At 62.7% G+C, this 16,478-nt stretch carries 16 protein-coding genes; 12 read left to right on the top strand and 4 right to left on the bottom strand.

The window, feature by feature from the left end:
- Positions 1 to 83 precede the first annotated feature (83 nt).
- Entirely contained in the window at positions 84 to 1,343 is a 1,260-nt protein-coding gene (locus tag ACR0LD_RS16635; protein WP_480638072.1) for an ABC transporter substrate-binding protein, read from the bottom strand.
- A gap of 142 nt (positions 1,344 to 1,485) precedes the next feature.
- Between ACR0LD_RS16635 and ACR0LD_RS16630 the strand changes: the two genes are divergently transcribed.
- From ACR0LD_RS16630 to ACR0LD_RS16605, 6 genes are all read left to right on the top strand, one after another.
- On the top strand, positions 1,486 to 2,280 hold the full coding sequence (locus ACR0LD_RS16630) for an IclR family transcriptional regulator (RefSeq protein WP_170367390.1): 795 nt from the start codon (positions 1,486 to 1,488) through the stop codon (positions 2,278 to 2,280).
- The gene (locus tag ACR0LD_RS16625) at positions 2,277 to 3,335 is read left to right on the top strand and encodes an ABC transporter ATP-binding protein (RefSeq protein WP_170367389.1); all 1,059 of its coding nucleotides are present in this window, start codon (positions 2,277 to 2,279) and stop codon (positions 3,333 to 3,335) included. Before ACR0LD_RS16630 ends, ACR0LD_RS16625 begins: the two co-directional genes overlap by 4 nt.
- 170 nt (positions 3,336 to 3,505) lie before the next feature.
- Complete coding sequence (locus tag ACR0LD_RS16620) at positions 3,506 to 4,465, top strand: dihydrodipicolinate synthase family protein (RefSeq protein WP_480638069.1); 960 nt, start codon at positions 3,506 to 3,508, stop codon at positions 4,463 to 4,465.
- Positions 4,456 to 5,391 carry a 4-hydroxyproline epimerase gene (locus ACR0LD_RS16615; protein ID WP_170359311.1) on the top strand — a complete coding sequence of 312 codons (936 nt, stop codon included), beginning with the start codon at positions 4,456 to 4,458 and terminating at the stop codon, positions 5,389 to 5,391. The genes ACR0LD_RS16620 and ACR0LD_RS16615 overlap by 10 nt, the downstream gene beginning before the upstream one ends.
- A complete protein-coding gene (locus ACR0LD_RS16610) occupies positions 5,388 to 6,626 on the top strand; it encodes an NAD(P)/FAD-dependent oxidoreductase (RefSeq protein WP_170367387.1) in 1,239 nt (412 codons plus the stop codon). Before ACR0LD_RS16615 ends, ACR0LD_RS16610 begins: the two co-directional genes overlap by 4 nt.
- Before the next feature lie 7 nt (positions 6,627 to 6,633).
- A complete protein-coding gene (locus tag ACR0LD_RS16605; RefSeq protein ID WP_480638067.1) occupies positions 6,634 to 7,659 on the top strand; it encodes a trans-3-hydroxy-L-proline dehydratase in 1,026 nt (341 codons plus the stop codon).
- Here ACR0LD_RS16605 and ACR0LD_RS16600 read toward each other — a convergent pair.
- Positions 7,656 to 8,672, bottom strand: a complete 1,017-nt coding sequence (locus tag ACR0LD_RS16600) for an Ldh family oxidoreductase (RefSeq protein ID WP_480638065.1) — start codon at positions 8,670 to 8,672, stop codon at positions 7,656 to 7,658. The two genes, ACR0LD_RS16605 and ACR0LD_RS16600, sit on opposite strands and share 4 nt — an antisense overlap.
- 132 nt (positions 8,673 to 8,804) lie before the next feature.
- Here ACR0LD_RS16600 and ACR0LD_RS16595 point away from each other — a divergent pair, with 132 nt between their 5' ends.
- The 4 genes from ACR0LD_RS16595 (at position 8,805) to ACR0LD_RS16580 (ending at position 11,994) form a co-directional block, all read left to right on the top strand.
- Complete coding sequence (locus tag ACR0LD_RS16595) at positions 8,805 to 9,494, top strand: GntR family transcriptional regulator (protein WP_480638063.1); 690 nt, start codon at positions 8,805 to 8,807, stop codon at positions 9,492 to 9,494.
- A 66-nt stretch (positions 9,495 to 9,560) separates the two neighbouring features.
- Positions 9,561 to 10,130, top strand: a complete 570-nt coding sequence (locus ACR0LD_RS16590) for an RNA polymerase sigma factor (protein ID WP_170452817.1) — start codon at positions 9,561 to 9,563, stop codon at positions 10,128 to 10,130.
- Entirely contained in the window at positions 10,127 to 10,858 is a 732-nt protein-coding gene (locus tag ACR0LD_RS16585) for a hypothetical protein (protein ID WP_480638061.1), read from the top strand. Before ACR0LD_RS16590 ends, ACR0LD_RS16585 begins: the two co-directional genes overlap by 4 nt.
- 56 nt (positions 10,859 to 10,914) lie before the next feature.
- Positions 10,915 to 11,994, top strand: a complete 1,080-nt coding sequence (locus tag ACR0LD_RS16580) for a helix-turn-helix domain-containing protein (protein ID WP_480638059.1) — start codon at positions 10,915 to 10,917, stop codon at positions 11,992 to 11,994.
- Here the strand turns inward: ACR0LD_RS16580 and ACR0LD_RS16575 are convergent.
- Positions 11,967 to 12,857 (bottom strand): LysR substrate-binding domain-containing protein, encoded by an 891-nt coding sequence (locus ACR0LD_RS16575; RefSeq protein ID WP_480638057.1) that lies wholly within the window; start codon positions 12,855 to 12,857, stop codon positions 11,967 to 11,969. The genes ACR0LD_RS16580 and ACR0LD_RS16575 overlap by 28 nt on opposite strands.
- 106 nt (positions 12,858 to 12,963) lie before the next feature.
- Between ACR0LD_RS16575 and ACR0LD_RS16570 the strand changes: the two genes are divergently transcribed.
- On the top strand, positions 12,964 to 13,842 hold the full coding sequence (locus ACR0LD_RS16570; RefSeq protein ID WP_480638055.1) for a phytanoyl-CoA dioxygenase family protein: 879 nt from the start codon (positions 12,964 to 12,966) through the stop codon (positions 13,840 to 13,842).
- A 37-nt stretch (positions 13,843 to 13,879) separates the two neighbouring features.
- On the opposite strand, the gene ACR0LD_RS16565 is transcribed toward ACR0LD_RS16570, so the two are convergent.
- Complete coding sequence (locus tag ACR0LD_RS16565) at positions 13,880 to 15,184, bottom strand: UDP-glucose dehydrogenase family protein (RefSeq protein ID WP_170367380.1); 1,305 nt, start codon at positions 15,182 to 15,184, stop codon at positions 13,880 to 13,882.
- Positions 15,185 to 15,345: 161 nt separating this feature from the next.
- Between ACR0LD_RS16565 and gmd the strand changes: the two genes are divergently transcribed.
- Positions 15,346 to 16,470, top strand: coding sequence for a GDP-mannose 4,6-dehydratase (gene gmd / locus ACR0LD_RS16560; protein ID WP_170367379.1), 1,125 nt, complete (start codon positions 15,346 to 15,348; stop codon positions 16,468 to 16,470).
- Positions 16,471 to 16,478 lie beyond the last annotated feature (8 nt).

Below are 16,478 nucleotides of genomic sequence, written 5' to 3'. Positions count from 1 at the left end.
CCGGTTTGGAATGGGCAGGACGGGATCGTGCCCGTCCTGCGTTTGGCTACGGCGTGGCCGGGGTTGCCCCGGCCACAACCCGATCAGTTGTCATAGATGCGCTGACGTGCGCGTTCCAGCTTGGCCAGGATGCTGTCCAGGTTGTCCGGCTTGACCATGAACTCCTGGAAGCCTTCCATCGACACTTTGGCCATTTCCGCCGGTGCGTCGCGATCCCAGAACTGGGCGACGCCGCCGGGGCTGTTGGTCGACAGCATCTTGAAGCCTTCCTGCAGGAACTTGTCGTCATCCACCGAGGATTTGGCGTTGACGGGCAGTTGTCCGAGGTTCTTGCCGTTGTTGATTTCGGTCTGCTCGTCAGCCGAAACGACAAAACGCAGGAACTCGCGCGCGGCTTCTTTGTTCGACGCGTTCGCCGGGATGTGGAACGTGTCGGTCGGCGCATCTTCGGCCAGCTCGACATCGGGGTTGATCGCGACGAACTGGTAGAAGTCCAACTGGTCGTCGGTCAGACCGGCCTCGCGCAGCGGAGCCACCGCGAAGTTGCCCATCAGATAGGCCGCTGCATCACCCTGAACCATGAAGGGCAGGGCCTCTTGCCAGCTGTAGGTCTGGTGGTTGTCGATGAACGCGCCCATGTCGATCAGCTGCTTCCAGTTGGCGAAGGTCTGCTTGACCCGGTCGTCTTCCCAGCTGACTTCGCCATTGGCCAGTTGCTGGTGGAAGTCGAAGCCGTTGGTGCGCATGTTCAGGTAGTCGAACCAGCCGCCAGCCGTCCACAGGAACTTGGTGCCGATGGTATAGCAGGCGCGACCCGAGTCGACGATCTTCTGGCAGTTGGCCAGCTCTTCTTCCCAGGTGGTTGGTTCGGACAGGCCCAGCTCGTCAAAGATGTCTTTGCGGTAGTAGACTCCCCACTGATAGTAGGTGTAGGGCACGCCCCACTGCTTGCCGTCGATGGTCATCGCGCCCTTGGTCGAGGCCAGGTTTTCGGCGATTTCCGGCTCGGCCCACAGGTCCGATACATCTTCGAACAGTCCGGCCTCGACATAAGGCTTCATGCGGTTGGCCGCGTACCAGGTCGCGACGTCGGGCGTGTCCGCTGTCAGGAAGTTGCGGATCTGGGTCTTGTACGCCTCGCGGTCGATGACCGTGGTCTCGATCTCCAGACCCGGGTGCTGTGCCGCGAACCGCTCGATCATCGCTTCCATCGTCGCGCGCGGCGCCGGATTCGATGTGTCGAGGAAGATTCGCAGCTCGCCGGTCAGTTCTGCCGAAACGGGCGCTGCAAGTGCCACACTGGCCGCCATAGCCGCCGCAGTGCGCTTGAACATGGAATGCATGGTTTCCTCCCTTAGCTTCCATTTTACGGTTCCAAATAGTGAAACCAAGTTTTATATATTGAAAACTACACATCGAATCGGCTAGGCTTGTCAATACCCTCGCGGCCCGTCCGCAAGGGGAAGTGGAGGAGAAATCAGACCCGTGGCAGGTGACGGAACCATCGGCAAGGCATGTGACGTGCTGGAACAGGTCGCGGCGTTCGGCCGGCCTGTGCGGTTTGCCGAATTGCTGGAAAGCAGCAGCTTTCCCAAGGCGTCCCTGTACCGGTTTCTGCAGTCGCTGACCAATCAGGGCATGTTGTCTTACGACCCAGACCGGCAGACCTATTCGCCGGGGCTGCGGCTGGTGCGGCTGGCGCATTCGGCCTGGACGCAAAGCTCGCTCGCGCCGATCGCGCGGCCGATCCTGGATGGGCTGAGCCTGGAAACCGGCGAGACGGTGCACCTTGCGCAGCTTGATTCCAGTCAGGTTCTGTATGTGGACAAGCGCAATGCCAAAAACCCGGTCGAGATGTATTCCGAGGCCGGAAAGGTTGGCCCGGCCTATTGCACCGGTGTGGGGAAGGCGATGCTCGCCTTTCTGGATGACGACCGGTTGGACAAGGCGATCTCGCAGCAAAGCTTTCACCGCTTTACCGACAAGACGCTGACCTCGGAGGCGGTGCTGCGGGCGGATCTGGCCCGGATCCGCGAACGGGGGTTCGCCATGGATGATGAAGAGCACGAGCCCGGCATCATCTGCGTGGCCTGTCCGATCCTAACATCGGGCGGGCGGGTACTGGGGGCGATCTCGATCACCGGATCGACCCAGCGCATGGATTTTGACCAGTTGAAGAAATGGGTCCCTCGGGTGCGGCGTTCGGCCGACCAGATCGGGTCCGAAGCCGAAGCATGGCGGTTCCCCGAGGGCCGCAAGGACAGGATGCAAGCATCATGACAGGCGTTACCCTGAAGGGCGCAATCAAGCGTTATGGCCAGACCCAGGTCATTCACGGCATTGATCTGGAAATCGAGGACGGCGAGTTCTGCGTTTTTGTCGGGCCGTCGGGCTGTGGCAAATCCACCCTGTTGCGGATGATCGCCGGGCTGGAAGAAACCACCGAGGGTGAAATCCGCATCGGTCAGCGTGACGTGACCCACATGGACCCGGCCAAGCGCGGTGTCGCGATGGTGTTCCAGACCTACGCCCTGTATCCGCACATGTCCGTGGCCGAGAACATGGGCTTTGGTCTGCGCATGAACGGTGTGCCCAAGGCCGAGATCGACAAGAAGGTCGCCGAAGCGTCGGAAATCCTGAAACTGGACCAGTATCTCAAGCGCAAGCCCAAGGCCTTGTCGGGTGGCCAGCGTCAGCGGGTCGCCATCGGCCGGGCCATCGTGCGCGGCCCCGAGGTTTTTCTGTTCGACGAGCCGCTGTCGAACCTCGATGCCGAACTGCGCGTGGAAATGCGGGTTGAGATCGCCCGTCTGCACCAGGAGATCGGCGCGACGATGATCTACGTCACCCACGACCAGGTCGAAGCTATGACCATGGCCGACAAGATCGTGGTGCTGCGCGATGGCCGGATCGAGCAGGTGGGCGCTCCGATGGATCTGTATCGGGACCCCGACAACCGGTTCGTGGCGGGGTTCATCGGCTCGCCCGCAATGAACTTTCTGGATTGCGATGTCGTCGAAGGAACGGTGCGCCACCCGGCTCTGACGGACTCGATCCCCGTCACCAATGGCGTGCCGACCGATGCCAAGAAGGTGGTCCTGGGAATCCGCCCGGAACATATTGCCGTGGATCGGTCCGGCGACACCTGTACCGTCGATCTGACCGAAGCGCTTGGCGGCGTCTCCTACAGTTATTTGCTGACGCCCAACGGTGACAAGTTGATCGTCGAAGAGCGGGACGACCAGCGCAGCAAAACGGGCGAACGGATCGGAATCTCGGTTCGGCCCGAACGCGCCATGCTGTTTGACCCGGAAAGCGGGATGCGGTTGCGCTGAACCGTTGTTCAATTGGAAAATGTAAACGCGCCGGGCCCTCTGCCTGGCGCGTTTTCCTTTTGCCAGACGAATCCTATGGATTTTGGATACAAAATCCGATACTGCGGGGTTGAGACAGGAAATCTGACCGCCCGGCGATGGACGCGGGCAACTTGGAAAGGATCGGCCACATGTCAACCGACGTCTTTACCGGCACCATGCCCGCGCTCATGACCCCTTGTACGCCCGACCGTCAGCCCGACTTTGACGCCTTGGTGCGAAAGGGTCAGCAGATGATCGAGGCGGGCATGTCCGCGGTCGTCTACTGCGGGTCGATGGGCGACTGGCCGCTGTTGACCGATGAACAGCGGATGGAAGGGGTCGAGCGGTTGATCGGCGCGGGCCTGCCCGTGGTGGTGGGCACCGGGGCGGTCAACACGCAATCCGCCGTGGCGCATGCAGCGCATGCGCAAAAGGTGGGTGCAGCTGGGCTGATGGTTATCCCGCGGGTCCTGTCGCGCGGCAGTTCGGTCACGGCGCAGCGCAACCATTTCAAGGCCATCCTGTCGGCGGCACCGGATATCCCTGCGGTCATCTACAACAGTCCGTATTACGGGTTCGCCACCCGCGCCGACCTTTTCTTTGCGCTGCGGGCCGAGCACTCCAATCTGGTGGGCTTCAAGGAATTCGGTGGCAAGGACGATCTGCGCTATGCGGCTGAGAACATCACCAGCCGTGATGACCAGGTGACGCTGATGGTGGGGGTCGATACGGCGGTCTACCATGGCATCGTCAATTGCGGCGCAACCGGCGCGATCACTGGCATCGGCAACGTACTGCCCAAAGAGGTTCTGCTGCTGACCGCTTTGTCGAAAAAAGCGGCTTCTGGCAGCGCCGAGGCCCGCCAGCGCGCACAGGAGTTGACAGAGGCCATCCACGTGCTGTCCAGTTTCGATGAAGGCCCCGATCTGGTTCTGTACTACAAGCACCTTCTGGTTCTGAACGGCGAGGATGAATACCGCTTGCACTTCAACGAAACTGACGCGCTGACCGATGCGCAGCGCCACTATTGCGAACAGCAGTACAGCTTGTTTCGCGCCTGGTTTGCAGACTGGTCAAAGCAAGGCGGGGTGATTGCCGCGTGCATGTGATCGACAGCCATACCGGCGGAGAGCCGACGCGCGTGATTCTGGACGGCGCGCCCGATCTGGGCAGCGGTCCTCTGTCCGAACGCGCAGGGCTTTTGGCGACCCAGCACCGCCCGTTCTGGCGCTCGGTCATGCTGGAGCCGCGCGGTCAGCCAGCGATGGTGGGGGCGCTGCTGGTGCCTTCGGTCGATCCGTCCTGCGTGACCGGGGTGATCTTCTTCGACGTGGATGCGGTGCTTGGCATGTGCGGGCATGGCACGATTGGGTTGACCGTGACGCTGGCCCATCTTGGGCGGATCGGTGTTGGCATCCACCGGATCGAAACCCCAGCGGGTGTGGTCACGGTGGAGCTGCACGATCCCAACACAGTGACAGTAACCAACATCGAAAGCCGGCGGGTGCATCAGGCCGTGACGATCGAGGTTCCGGATTTCGGGCCGGTTACAGGTGATGTGGCCTATGGCGGCAATTGGTTCTTTATCGTCGATCCCAGCCCGGTGCCGGTCGAGCCCGCGAACATCCGGCAACTGACCGATCTGGGCGTCGCCATTCGGCAGGCCTCGGTCGCGCAGGGCGTGGGCGGCGAAGCGGGCGAGCCGATCGATCATGTGATTTTTCAGGAGACCGCGCCGGCCTCCGGCGTCCACAGCCGAAACTTCGTTCTGTGCCCCGATGACGCCTATGACCGCTCGCCCTGCGGCACGGGCAGTTCGGCGCGGTTGGCCTGTCTGGCGGCCGATGGGCGCTTGGCGCCGGGTGAAGAAATCGTGCAGGCTAGCGTCATCGGCAGCCCCTATAGGCTGTCCTATCAGCCGGGTCCGAACGGCGGGGTGATCCCCTCGATCACCGGTCAGGCTTTCGTGATGGCCGAAAGCCGCTTGATTTTTGATCCCGCCGATCCATTCCGTTCGGGTATAGAGATCACATGAAGAAAGATGTCATCGTCATAGGTGCCGGCGTCGTTGGTATCAGCGCGGCGCTGGAATTGCAGCGTCGGGGTTACACGGTTCAGATACTGGACCGCGAAGGCGTGGCCGCGGGCAGTTCGGCGGGAAATGCCGGGGCGTTCGCCTTCCCCGAGGTCGAACCTCTGGCCACGCCGGGGATCATGAAAAAGGCCCCGAAATGGCTGCTCGATCCGTTGGGGCCGCTGTCGATCCCGCCCGCCTATGCCCTGCAGATCGCGCCGTGGATGTGGCGGTTCTGGCGGGCCAGCCGCCCCAGCCGGTACCAGGCGCTGGTCGCCGCGCAGGCCAACCTGATGCGCCTGTGCCAGGCCGCGACCGAACGGCAGATCGCCGATACGGGTGGCGAGGCGATGATGCAGCGCGACGGGCAGTTGCAGTTGTACGAAAGCGCGGCCGAGTTCCGCGCCGCCTTGCCCACGTGGGAGTTGCGTCGCCGGCATGGCATCGCCTTCGATCTGCTGGAAAGCCCCGAAGCGATCGCCGAGATCCAGCCCGGGCTCAGCCCGCGTTTTTCCCATGCCGGGTTCACGCCACACTGGTGGAATACCGTAGATCCCAAACGCTGGGTCGAGCATCTGGCACAGGTGTTTCGCGACCGTGGCGGGGTGATCGAAACGCGCCCCGTACGCGCGCTGGAGCTGTCGGACACGGGCGTCTGGGTGCGCTTCGACCAGGGTGCGGCGGATGCCAGCAAGGTGGTCGTGGCCGCCGGGGCGTGGTCGCACCACCTGACCCGCACGGTGGGCGACCGGATCCCGCTCGAGACCGAGCGGGGCTATAACACGACCCTGCCGCCGGGCGCGTTCGACCTGCGGCTGCACCTTGCCTTCTCGCGGCATGCTTTCGTGGCCACCAAGATTAACGGCGGTGTGCGCATCGGCGGCGCGGTCGAACTGGGCGGGCTTGACCTGCCGCCCAATTTCAAACGCGCCGATACCTTGCTGAACAAGGCGCGCCAGTTCCTACCGGGGTTGAAGACCGAAGGCGGGACGCAGTGGATGGGGTTCCGCCCCTCGCTGCCCGACAGCATTCCGGTGATCGGACGGTCTTCGAAATCGCCGAACCTGATCTACGCCTTCGGGCACGGCCATCTGGGCCTGACCCAGTCGGCGGGGACCGCCGAACTGGTGGGCGCGCTGATCGACGGCACCGATCCGTCCATCCCGGTCGATCCCTTCGCCGCCACCCGGTTCTGAGCGGGGGATGCGCAGCAGCAAGACCATCCACGTGATCTCGGCCCATGCCGAGGGTGAAGTGGGGGATGTGATCGTCGGCGGTGTCGCCCCGCCGCCCGGCGACACGATCTGGGCGCAACGCAGCTTCATCGCCCGCGACCAGACCCTGCGCAACTTCGTGCTGAACGAGCCGCGCGGCGGGGTGTTCCGCCATGTCAACCTGCTGGTGCCGCCCAAACATCCTGATGCCGACGCCGCCTTCATCATAATGGAGCCCGAGGACACGCCGCCCATGTCCGGCTCGAACGCGATATGCGTGGCGACAGTGCTGCTGGACGGGGGCATCCTGCCGATGACCGAACCGGAAACCCACCTGACGCTCGAGGCGCCGGGCGGGCTGGTGCGGGTGCGGGCCGAATGCCGCAACGGCAAGGCAGTACGGATCTACGTCCAGAACCTGCCCAGCTTTGCCGACCGCCTCGCCGCGCCGCTCGAGGTCGAGGGGCTGGGGACCCTGACGGTGGACACCGCCTATGGCGGGGACAGTTTCGTCGTGGTCGACGCCGCGGCGCTGGGGCTGCGCATCACCGAGGACGAGGCCGCCGACATCGCCCGTCTGGGGGTGGCGATCACCGACGCTGCCAATGCGCAGCTGGGCTTTGCGCATCCCGAAAACCCGGATTGGAACCACATCTCGTTCTGCGCGTTCTGCGGACCGTTGACTGAGGCCGAAACCGGCTTGACCGGCCGCTCCGCGGTGGCGATCCAGCCCGGCAAGGTCGACCGCTCGCCCACCGGTACCGCCGTTTCGGCCCGCATGGCGCTGATGGCCGCGCGGGGGCAGTTGCAGCCGGGCCAGAGCTTTGAGGCGGTGTCGATCATCGGCTCGCGCTTCACCGGCCGGATACTGGGCAAGACCCAGGTGGGAGACCGCCCGGCCATCCTGCCCGAGATCTCGGGCCGCGGATGGATCACCGGCATCCACCAGCACATGCTGGACCCCGACGACCCCTGGCCGCAAGGTTACCGCCTGCGCGACACCTGGGGGCGCTAGTTCAGAAGGGCCAGTAGGTCGCGATGCAGTTGCGCGGAAACCTCGGCATATCCCCGGGCGGTGTTGCGCGCGCGGGCGGCAAAGCGGCGCTGTGACGGCAGGCGCGCGCCCTGATCGAGGATATCGACGAACAGGCGCTCGGCCCGCGCGTCGTTGGCCTGTCGCCGCCCGTCGCTGAACTGGTCGGGATCGAAGGCGATGATGATGTCGCCGTGGTAAGGCGCGCCGCCCGTGCCTTGGGCGAACTCCATGCTCTCCAGGCTGGTCAGGTCATCGATCAGCGGGCCGGCCAGAAGTTCGATCATGATCGACAGGGCCGAGCCTTTGTAGCCGCCGAAGGTCAGCATCGCGCCGTCCAGCGCCGCTTGCGGGTCGGTCGTGGGGTTGCCGTCTTTGTCGATCGCCACGCCTTCGGGCAGGGGTTTGCCCGCGCGCTTGTACAGCTCGATCTCGCCGCGGGCGAAGGCGCTGGTCGCGAAATCGAAGGTGAACGGGTCTTTGCCCATGCGGGGCCAGCTGAAGGCCAGCGGGTTGGTGCCCAGGCTGCCGCGCGTGCCCCCCGCGGGCGCCACCCAGGAATGGCTGGGCACCATCGCCATGGCTGCAAGCCCTTGGGCCGACAGGGCTTCGACCTCGGGCCACAGCGCCGAGAAATGAAAACAGCGGTTGATCGCCATGGCCGAGATCCCGTGGGTGCGGGTCTTGTCGATCAGATGCGGCAGGCCAGTTTCGAAGGCCAGCAACGACATGCCGCCCTGCGCGTCGACGCGAACGATGGCATTGTCCGAGGGGGCGACCCGGGGCTGCGCATGGCCGTCGATCTTGCCGGCCTGCATGGTCTGGGCGCACATGAACAGGCGAAACAGCCCGTGCGACTGGCAATCGTCCATCTGGCAGGTGGTCAATAGTTCCGCGATCGCCTGCGCGTGGTCGGGGCCATAACCCACATGGGACAGAACCTTCAGGCTCAGATCGGTCATTTCTTCAGGCGTCAGCCGTACCGTTTCGCTCATGTTCCGTCCCTGGGTTTGATCTCGGTTGCCAAAGGGGTAGCGGGGAACCCTAGCCCTGTTCAACCCGATAGGCGGTTGGAAAAGCGCCTCGGGGCGGATATTTGTATCCAAAATGCAAATGCGGACAGACCCTTGGCAGCAAAACGCGCAATCACCCGTCAAAGCCTTCCCGATGCAATCGCGTCCGACTTGCGTGAACGCATTCTCAGCGGTGATCTGGCGGAAGGCGAGACCATCCGTCAGGAGGCATTGGCCGAAGACTATGACGTGTCGCGCATGCCGGTGCGCGAGGCGCTGAAACAGCTTGATGCCGAAGGACTGGTTCAGCTGACGAACAATCGCGGTGCGCGGGTCACGCGCCATTCCCTGTCCGAGATCGGCGAGATCTTCGACCTGCGGTCGCTGTTGGAGACCGACCTGTTCCGTCGGGCAATTCCGCAGATGACCCAATCTGACTTTGCGCGCTGCGAACAACTGCTGGAGCAGATGGAGGCGTCGTACGACGCCAACGACGTCAGCCGGTGGGGCGCGCTGAACTACCAGTACCATTCGGCCCTCTATGCGGCCGCGAACCGAAGCCTGACCAACGAGCTGCTGCACCGTGTGAGCCTGCAGTCGGACCGGTACATCCGAATGCATCTCAGTGTAATGCAACAACGCGAACCGGCCCGCAAAGAGCATCGCGAATTGCTGCGCCTTGCCCGGGATGGACAGGTCGAGCAGGCTTGTGGGCTTCTGTCCGCGCATATCGGACGAACCAAGGACCAATTGTTGGCACTGGTGGCTGCCAAGCGAGCGTCCGAGGAAGCGATCGGACGCTGACGCCAAGCGACCGGAAAGAAAGCGTTTTCAATTCTTCTCTGTCTGTGCCAGTTCTGGCGTCGCGGGATGCGTGCCGAAACATGGATCGACCAAGTGCCCAGTGATGACCTCAACAGTTCGGAACAGGCCGTGCGTCAGGCGATTGGGGCGTATTCCAGACGCGTCTGGCGGTTTGCGCTGGCTCTGTCGGGGGCGCAGGATGTTGCCGACGACCTGACCCAGGCCACTTGCCTGCGCGCGTTGGAGCGAAGCCATCAGGTTACGCATACTGATCGGTTGGATTCGTGGCTGATGACGATCTGCCGGTCAATCTGGTTGAACGAGCTGCGGGCGCGGACCGTGCGCAAGTCCCAGGGGTTGGCCGCAACGCCGGACGCCGAATTGATCGCGCCGGGTACCGACGCCGAAATGAATATTTTTGCGCGGGAAGTGTTTACACAGGTGATGCAACTGCCCGAGGCGCAACGCGAAACGGTCATGCTGGTCTTTGTCGAGGGCTACAGCTATCGCGAGGCCGCCGCGTTGCTGGAGGTTCCGATTGGTACGATCATGAGCCGGCTTTCCAATGCCCGCAAGAAACTGCAAGCTGCGATGCCGCAGGATGCCGGTGCGTCCGACCGACGGAGGGACTCATGACCTTTTCCGACGATACGCTAAAAGCCTATCTGCAAGGCTCATTGGGGCCTGAGGAGAGCGATGCCATCGAGGCCGCTGTTGAGAACGATCCGGAACTGGAGCAGCGCCTGATGGATCTGGATCCGATCGCGCCGGTGGTTCGCGAGGTGTTCCGTGACATTCCCGCCGCCGCGCCACAAGTTGAACTGCCGCCTAGGATTCCGGCTTCGGCTGGGCCCTGGCGCCTGTTGGGCGTCGCGGCTGCCGCGGCCGTGTTGGCCGTATCTCTGACCTTTTGGCTGACCCGCCCACAGCCGATGGGATGGGCAGAGCAGGCGGCCCTGTACCAGTCGCTTTACACGCCGGATTCGATTGCAACGCTGGTATACCCGCCGGCGCTCGTCGACGCCCAGATCTCATTGGCCGAAGAGAAATTGGGCCGCCCGCTGAACCGGGATTCGCTTGAAGGTTTGCCGGGGCTGGAACTGAAGGCCGCGCAGGTTTTGTCCTTCAAGGGCAAACCATTGGTTCAGATCGTTTTTGCCGACGCTGATGGCAATCCCTTTGCGCTGTGCGTGATCCGCCAAGGCGATGGCGCGCCGAATTCAGAGTTGAAGCAGGAAGTCCTGAGCGGGCTTGCAACGGCCCGGTGGGCGCGCGACGGATACGGATACATGCTGTTGGGGAACCGGCCGGACAACGATTTGACCGTGCAGCTGGATTACCTGGCCCAGACATTCGCCGGCTGAGCCGCCTTGCGCGAAACCTCTTGTGAACCGGTGCGATTGGCCGAACAATGCATGGTATGACGACCAAGGCCACGAACCCGGGCCCGGACGAGGACGATGTCCTGGACGGGCCGCGCAGTATCTATGACGTCGATCCGCCGGACGACGAAGACCTTTGGTTTCTGCCGCCCGAAGATGCAGCGGCGCCCGAGGACATGTTGCCGCCGGGTCCGCGTGCCGATCGGGGCGCTTTGTTCGACCCGCGGGACTGGCGCGCCGCCCAGGCAGAAGTGGCGCAGGGTTTGGCGGATCTGACCTTGACCTTCGGGGCGTTGGACGAGCGGTTGCGCAGTGGTCCAAAGGGATGGACCCACCGGCTGGCCCTGATGGACGTATCCGACCTGGGGTGGTGGACCGGTGACCGGATCAGTGTTGATCGGCTTGCCCTGTGGACCGGATTGCGTATCGGAGCCACCGGGGACGATGTGCAAGCATTGTTTCGGGCGGGTTGGGCGGTTCGGCGACTGACTTCGGGCGCAGGGCCGTCGGACGGCGGCTGGCAATCGGGACTGGCCGCCTTTCTGGACCGGATGGCTCAGGGGATAGACGAAGTCCCAGAGGCGGTCGCAGATTTGGCCGAAGTGATGGATAGCGCACAAGCTCTGCACCCTGTTACGCAGTCGGCCATTGCCTTTCACGCGTGGCGCGCGCTGTCGCAAGGAATGGGACAGGATACCGAAGCAGCGGTGATCGCTGCGCGGCATGCGGCCACGATGGGTCGGGGCGGGGCACTGTTCATGCCGCTGGCACTGTCGAGCCCCGGGGCGCTGCGCGGCATCGGCACACCAGAGGAAAAACTCAACGCTTGGGTTCGTGGGGCAGGGCAGGCGGCCTTGGCCGCGCTGCTGCATCTGGATCGCGTCAGCGCGTGGGAGGCCCGGGCACGCGAGGCCACCAAGGGTCTCAGCGGGCGGACGCCGCCGGTCCTGATCGATGTGCTGACCGCATGGCCCATGGTATCTGCGCCATTGGCCGAGAAGTTGACGCAGGCATCGCGTGCAGCCGTGCAGCGCAATCTCGACAAGTTCACCGAACGTGGGTTGATCCGCGAAGTGACCGGGCAGGGCCGTTATCGGGTTTGGGCTGCCGCGCTGTAGTCCAACAACCATTCACGGAACGCGCGCGCGGGTGGCCGCAATGTGGCCCGTGAAGGGTAGATCAGGTGGTAGGCATCCCGGCCCGGCACGGCCACCTCGGGCAGACATGGCACCAGGCCAGACATCCGCATGATCCGGTCAGACGCGGGCGCGCGGGCCAGGGCGATCCCGACCCCTTGCGCGGATAGCTCGGCCGCCATCACTGAGTTGTCCGCGAAGAAATACTGAGCCTGCCCGGTCGGCAGCAGCAGGGCTTCGAACACGTGCGGCCAACTGGCCCTGTGGGTCGAAACCTCGATCAACGGAAACCGGGCCAGATCCAGCGGAGTGCTGATCTGGTCGGCAATGTCAGGTGGCGCCACGGGAAAAAGGGTCTCGCTCAACAGCATGTCACCTTCGGCCCCGAACAGCGTCGGGTTGCCGAACACGATCTGCAGGTCGGTAAAACGATTGGCGAAGTCGGCGATCCGGTTCCCGGTCGTCAGGGACAGGTTGATCTGAGGATGGGATTTTTGGAACCGGGTCAGGCCCGCCGCAAGCACCCCTTGCGCGAACAACAACACGGATTGGACATACAGCCGTTGGTCCCGGGTCTGGCCGAACAGGCCGGTAGTGGCTGATTCCAGCATCACCAGCGATTGTTGCACGACCGGCAGGTACGCCCGCCCGGCCTCGGTCAAAGTGACGGCATGGGCATGGCGATGAAACAGCGGCGTGCCCAGACGAGTTTCCAGCGCCTTGACCTGTTGGCTGACGGCGGCGGCCGACATGTTCAGCTGGGCGGCAGCACGGGCAAAGCTTTCGGTGCGGGCCGCGGCCTCGAAAACGCGCAGCCAGTTGAGAGAGGGGATGCGGGTCGACATGGCAAGCAGGCTAAGCTGAACTTATCCTGACAGGCAAGGCTTTGCGTTCTCGTCGCAAGACCGGTTCGGCTAGCCTGTGCGTGAACCGATCCGAAAAGGTGCACCCATGCCCGACATCCAAGACCTGGCCCGGCACAAACTGACGCCATCGCAAGCAGCGCAATACTGGGAAGACGGTTTCCTGTTTCCGCTGGATATTCTGTCTGCTGACGAGGCAGCGCAGGTGCGCTCAGAACTCGAACAGATTGAACGCGACTGGATGGCCGCCAATCTGCCTCTGCCGCTGAATACCTACAAGCGCGTGAATTCACACCTCGTCATGCCGCTGGCGGCGCGACTGGCCATGGATCCGCGTATTCTGGATGCCGTCCAAGGCGTCTTGGGTCCGGACATCATGATCTGGTCGGCCGAGTTTTTCATCAAAGAGCCGCGCACCGTCCAGACAGTTGGCATGCATCAGGACCTGACCTATTGGGGGATGGGCGAGACCCCGGATCAGGTTACGGCCTGGCTGGCCCTGTCGCCGGCAACCGTGGAAAGCGGCTGCATGGATTTTGTCCGGGGCAGCCACAAGAACCCCATTCTTCCGCACAATGACACCTATTCCGAGACCAACCTGTTGTCGCGCGGGCAAGAGATTGCAGTCGAAGTGGCCGAGGAAGACAAAACCCATATCGAATTGGCGCCCGGGCAGATGTCACTGCACCACGGGCTGACCATTCATGGCTCGGGTCCGAACCGGTCGGACGATCGGCGTATCGGGATGGCCATCCGCTATATCAGCCCGAATGCGAAGCAGTTGGTGGCGGACCGCGACTACGCGATGGTCGCGCGGGGAGAGGACCGGCAGGGAAACTTCATCCATGTTGATCCGCCCGCCACCCTGTTTTCCGACGAGTCGCTTGCCCTGTACGAACAGGTGCGCCGCGATCTGGGCAAGGCGCTGGCAGCTGGGGCCAAGGCCACCGTTCCGCTCTATGATTGAGCCGGGTTCGAAACCCAAACGCCAGGGGATTGGACGCCTAGCGCCCAACCCCGACATAGGTTTCGAAACCGGATTTCTTGACCTTGTCGCGTGAATAGATGTTCCGCAGGTCGACCATGCGTGGAGATTTCATCTCAGCGGCCATCTGCGTCAGGTTCAGCGCGCGGAACTCGTTCCATTCGGTCAACAGCACCACTGCGTCCGCGTCCTTGGCTGCGGCATACGGGTCTTCGACCCACTCTACACCCGGCAGCAGAGCCTCACCCTCGGATCGGCCCTGAGGGTCGACCACGCGAACTTTGGCGCCGCCACCGATCAGGGCGGGCACGATGGTCAGTGATGGAGCATCGCGCATGTCGTCGGTGTTTGGTTTGAATGTCACCCCCAGAACCGCCACGGTCTTGCCGTTGAAACTGTCGTCGCAAGCTTCGCGGATCTTTTCGATCATGCGTTTTTTGACCTCGTCATTCACGCGCATGACGGTTTCGGTGATCTGCATGGGGAAGGCATGTTCCTGGCCGATCCGCGCAAGCGCCGCGGTGTCCTTGGGAAAGCATGATCCGCCGTAACCGGGGCCGGCATGCAGGAACTTGTTTCCGATGCGCCCATCCAAGCCGATGCCGCGCGCCACTTCCTTGACGTCGCCACCGACCCGCTCGCACAGACCTGCGATTTCGTTGATGAACGTGATCTTGGTGGCGAGAAAGGCATTTGCCGCATATTTGATCATTTCGGCGCTTTCCAGATCCGTGGTCAGGATCGGAAAATCGCGCAGGTAAAGTGGGCGGTAGATTTCGGCCATCACCTCGGCGGCGCGGTCGTTCTCGACCCCTACAACGACGCGGTCAGGACGCATGAAATCGTCGATCGCAGCGCCTTCGCGCAGGAATTCCGGGTTCGAGGCGACATCAAAGTCTGCCTTGGGGTTTGCCGCCGCGACAACTTCCTGAACCTTGCGGTTGGTCCCGACCGGAACCGTGGATTTGGTCACCACCACGGTGTAGCCATCCATCGCATGGGCGATTTCCTCGGCCGCTGCCATCACATAGGTCAGATCCGCATGGCCGTCGCCGCGGCGGGTTGGTGTCCCGACAGCGATAAAGACGGCATCCGCGCCTTTCACTGCATTCGCCAGATCGGTGGTAAAGCTCAGCCGGCCGGCGGCCACGTTCTTGGCCATCAGAACATCCAGTCCCGGTTCGTAGATTGGAACTTTTCCGTCCTGCAGCATCTGGATCTTAGCTTCGGCCTTGTCGACGCAAATGACGTCATGACCGAAATCCGAGAAGCACACACCCGACACCAGACCCACATATCCCGTGCCGATCATCGCAATACGCATTATTCAAATTCCCTTGTTACCAATGCCACCTCGGGCGGCCACACATTCGGAGAAACTTCCGCCGGTTTCAATGCCTGACGGTGGCCTCGGGTTGCATTCCATGACATCTTGCTGTTTTTGGGGCGACAAATGGGCGTCCATGAAACTGGTGGAACAAACTGATGACCAAAAAAGCGCTGATCACTGGAGTTACAGGACAGGACGGGTCTTACCTGGCCGAATTTCTGTTGGCAAAGGGCTATGAAGTTCACGGGATCAAGCGTCGGGCATCCTCGTTCAACACCCAGCGGATCGACCACATCTATCAGGACCCCCACGAGCCTGATCCGAAGCTGCGCCTGCACTACGGCGATCTGAGCGATACCTCGAACCTGACCCGCATCATTCAGGAGGTTCAGCCCGACGAAGTCTACAACCTGGGCGCCCAATCTCACGTGGCCGTCAGCTTCGAGTCGCCGGAATATACCGCGGATGTCGATGCCATCGGCACCCTGCGCCTGCTTGAGGCGATCCGGTTCCTGGGACTTGAGAACAAGACCCGGTTCTATCAGGCGTCCACGTCGGAACTCTACGGGCTGGTTCAGGAAACTCCGCAGCGCGAAACGACCCCGTTCTATCCCCGCTCGCCCTACGCGGTGGCCAAACTGTATTCGTATTGGATCACGGTCAATTATCGCGAGGCGTACGGGATGTATGCCTGCAACGGAATCCTGTTCAATCATGAAAGCCCGCGCCGCGGCGAAACCTTTGTCACCCGCAAGATCACGCGTGGTCTGGCCAACATCGCCCAGGGCTTGGAGAAGTGCCTTTACATGGGGAATATCGACAGTCTGCGCGATTGGGGCCATGCCAAGGACTACGTGCGGATGCAGTGGATGATGCTGCAGCAGGACAAGCCCGAGGATTTCGTTATTGCCACCGGCAAGCAGTATTCCGTGCGGCAATTCATCGAATGGTCGGCGGCCGAGCTTGGGCTCACCTTGGAGTTTTCGGGCAGCGGTGTGGACGAGGTTGCAACGGTGACGGCGATCGACGGCGACAACGCCCCAGCGCTGAAACCCGGTGACGTGATCATACGGATCGACCCGCAGTATTTCCGACCAGCCGAGGTGGACACTCTGCTGGGTGACCCGTCGAACGCCAAGGCCAAATTGGGATGGGAGCCGGAGCTGACCGTGCAGGAAATGTGCGCAGAGATGGTTCTGGAAGACCTCAAAACCGCCAAGCGCCACGCCTTGTTGAAAGAGCACGGGTTCGAATTGCCGGTCAGCCTGGAAAACGGCTGAGGAGGCAG

Source organism: Ruegeria sp. BF8 (genome assembly GCF_056538625.1).
This window is presented reverse-complemented; position numbering and strand designations above follow the sequence as displayed.

Excerpts from the sequence above, each read along its gene's own strand:
- gmd (WP_170367379.1), top strand. The coding sequence starts at position 15,346 with ATGACCAAAAAAGCGCTGATCACTGGAGTTACAGGACAGGACGGGTCT.
- ACR0LD_RS16570 (WP_480638055.1), top strand. The coding sequence starts at position 12,964 with ATGCCCGACATCCAAGACCTGGCCCGGCACAAACTGACGCCATCGCAA.
- ACR0LD_RS16625 (WP_170367389.1), top strand. The coding sequence starts at position 2,277 with ATGACAGGCGTTACCCTGAAGGGCGCAATCAAGCGTTATGGCCAGACC.
- ACR0LD_RS16620 (WP_480638069.1), top strand. The coding sequence starts at position 3,506 with ATGTCAACCGACGTCTTTACCGGCACCATGCCCGCGCTCATGACCCCT.
- ACR0LD_RS16565 (WP_170367380.1), bottom strand. The coding sequence starts at position 15,184 with ATGCGTATTGCGATGATCGGCACGGGATATGTGGGTCTGGTGTCGGGT.
- ACR0LD_RS16580 (WP_480638059.1), top strand. The coding sequence starts at position 10,915 with ATGACGACCAAGGCCACGAACCCGGGCCCGGACGAGGACGATGTCCTG.
- ACR0LD_RS16600 (WP_480638065.1), bottom strand. The coding sequence starts at position 8,672 with ATGAGCGAAACGGTACGGCTGACGCCTGAAGAAATGACCGATCTGAGC.
- ACR0LD_RS16590 (WP_170452817.1), top strand. The coding sequence starts at position 9,561 with ATGCGTGCCGAAACATGGATCGACCAAGTGCCCAGTGATGACCTCAAC.
- ACR0LD_RS16635 (WP_480638072.1), bottom strand. The coding sequence starts at position 1,343 with ATGCATTCCATGTTCAAGCGCACTGCGGCGGCTATGGCGGCCAGTGTG.
- ACR0LD_RS16575 (WP_480638057.1), bottom strand. The coding sequence starts at position 12,857 with ATGTCGACCCGCATCCCCTCTCTCAACTGGCTGCGCGTTTTCGAGGCC.
- ACR0LD_RS16605 (WP_480638067.1), top strand. The coding sequence starts at position 6,634 with ATGCGCAGCAGCAAGACCATCCACGTGATCTCGGCCCATGCCGAGGGT.
- ACR0LD_RS16585 (WP_480638061.1), top strand. The coding sequence starts at position 10,127 with ATGACCTTTTCCGACGATACGCTAAAAGCCTATCTGCAAGGCTCATTG.
- ACR0LD_RS16610 (WP_170367387.1), top strand. The coding sequence starts at position 5,388 with ATGAAGAAAGATGTCATCGTCATAGGTGCCGGCGTCGTTGGTATCAGC.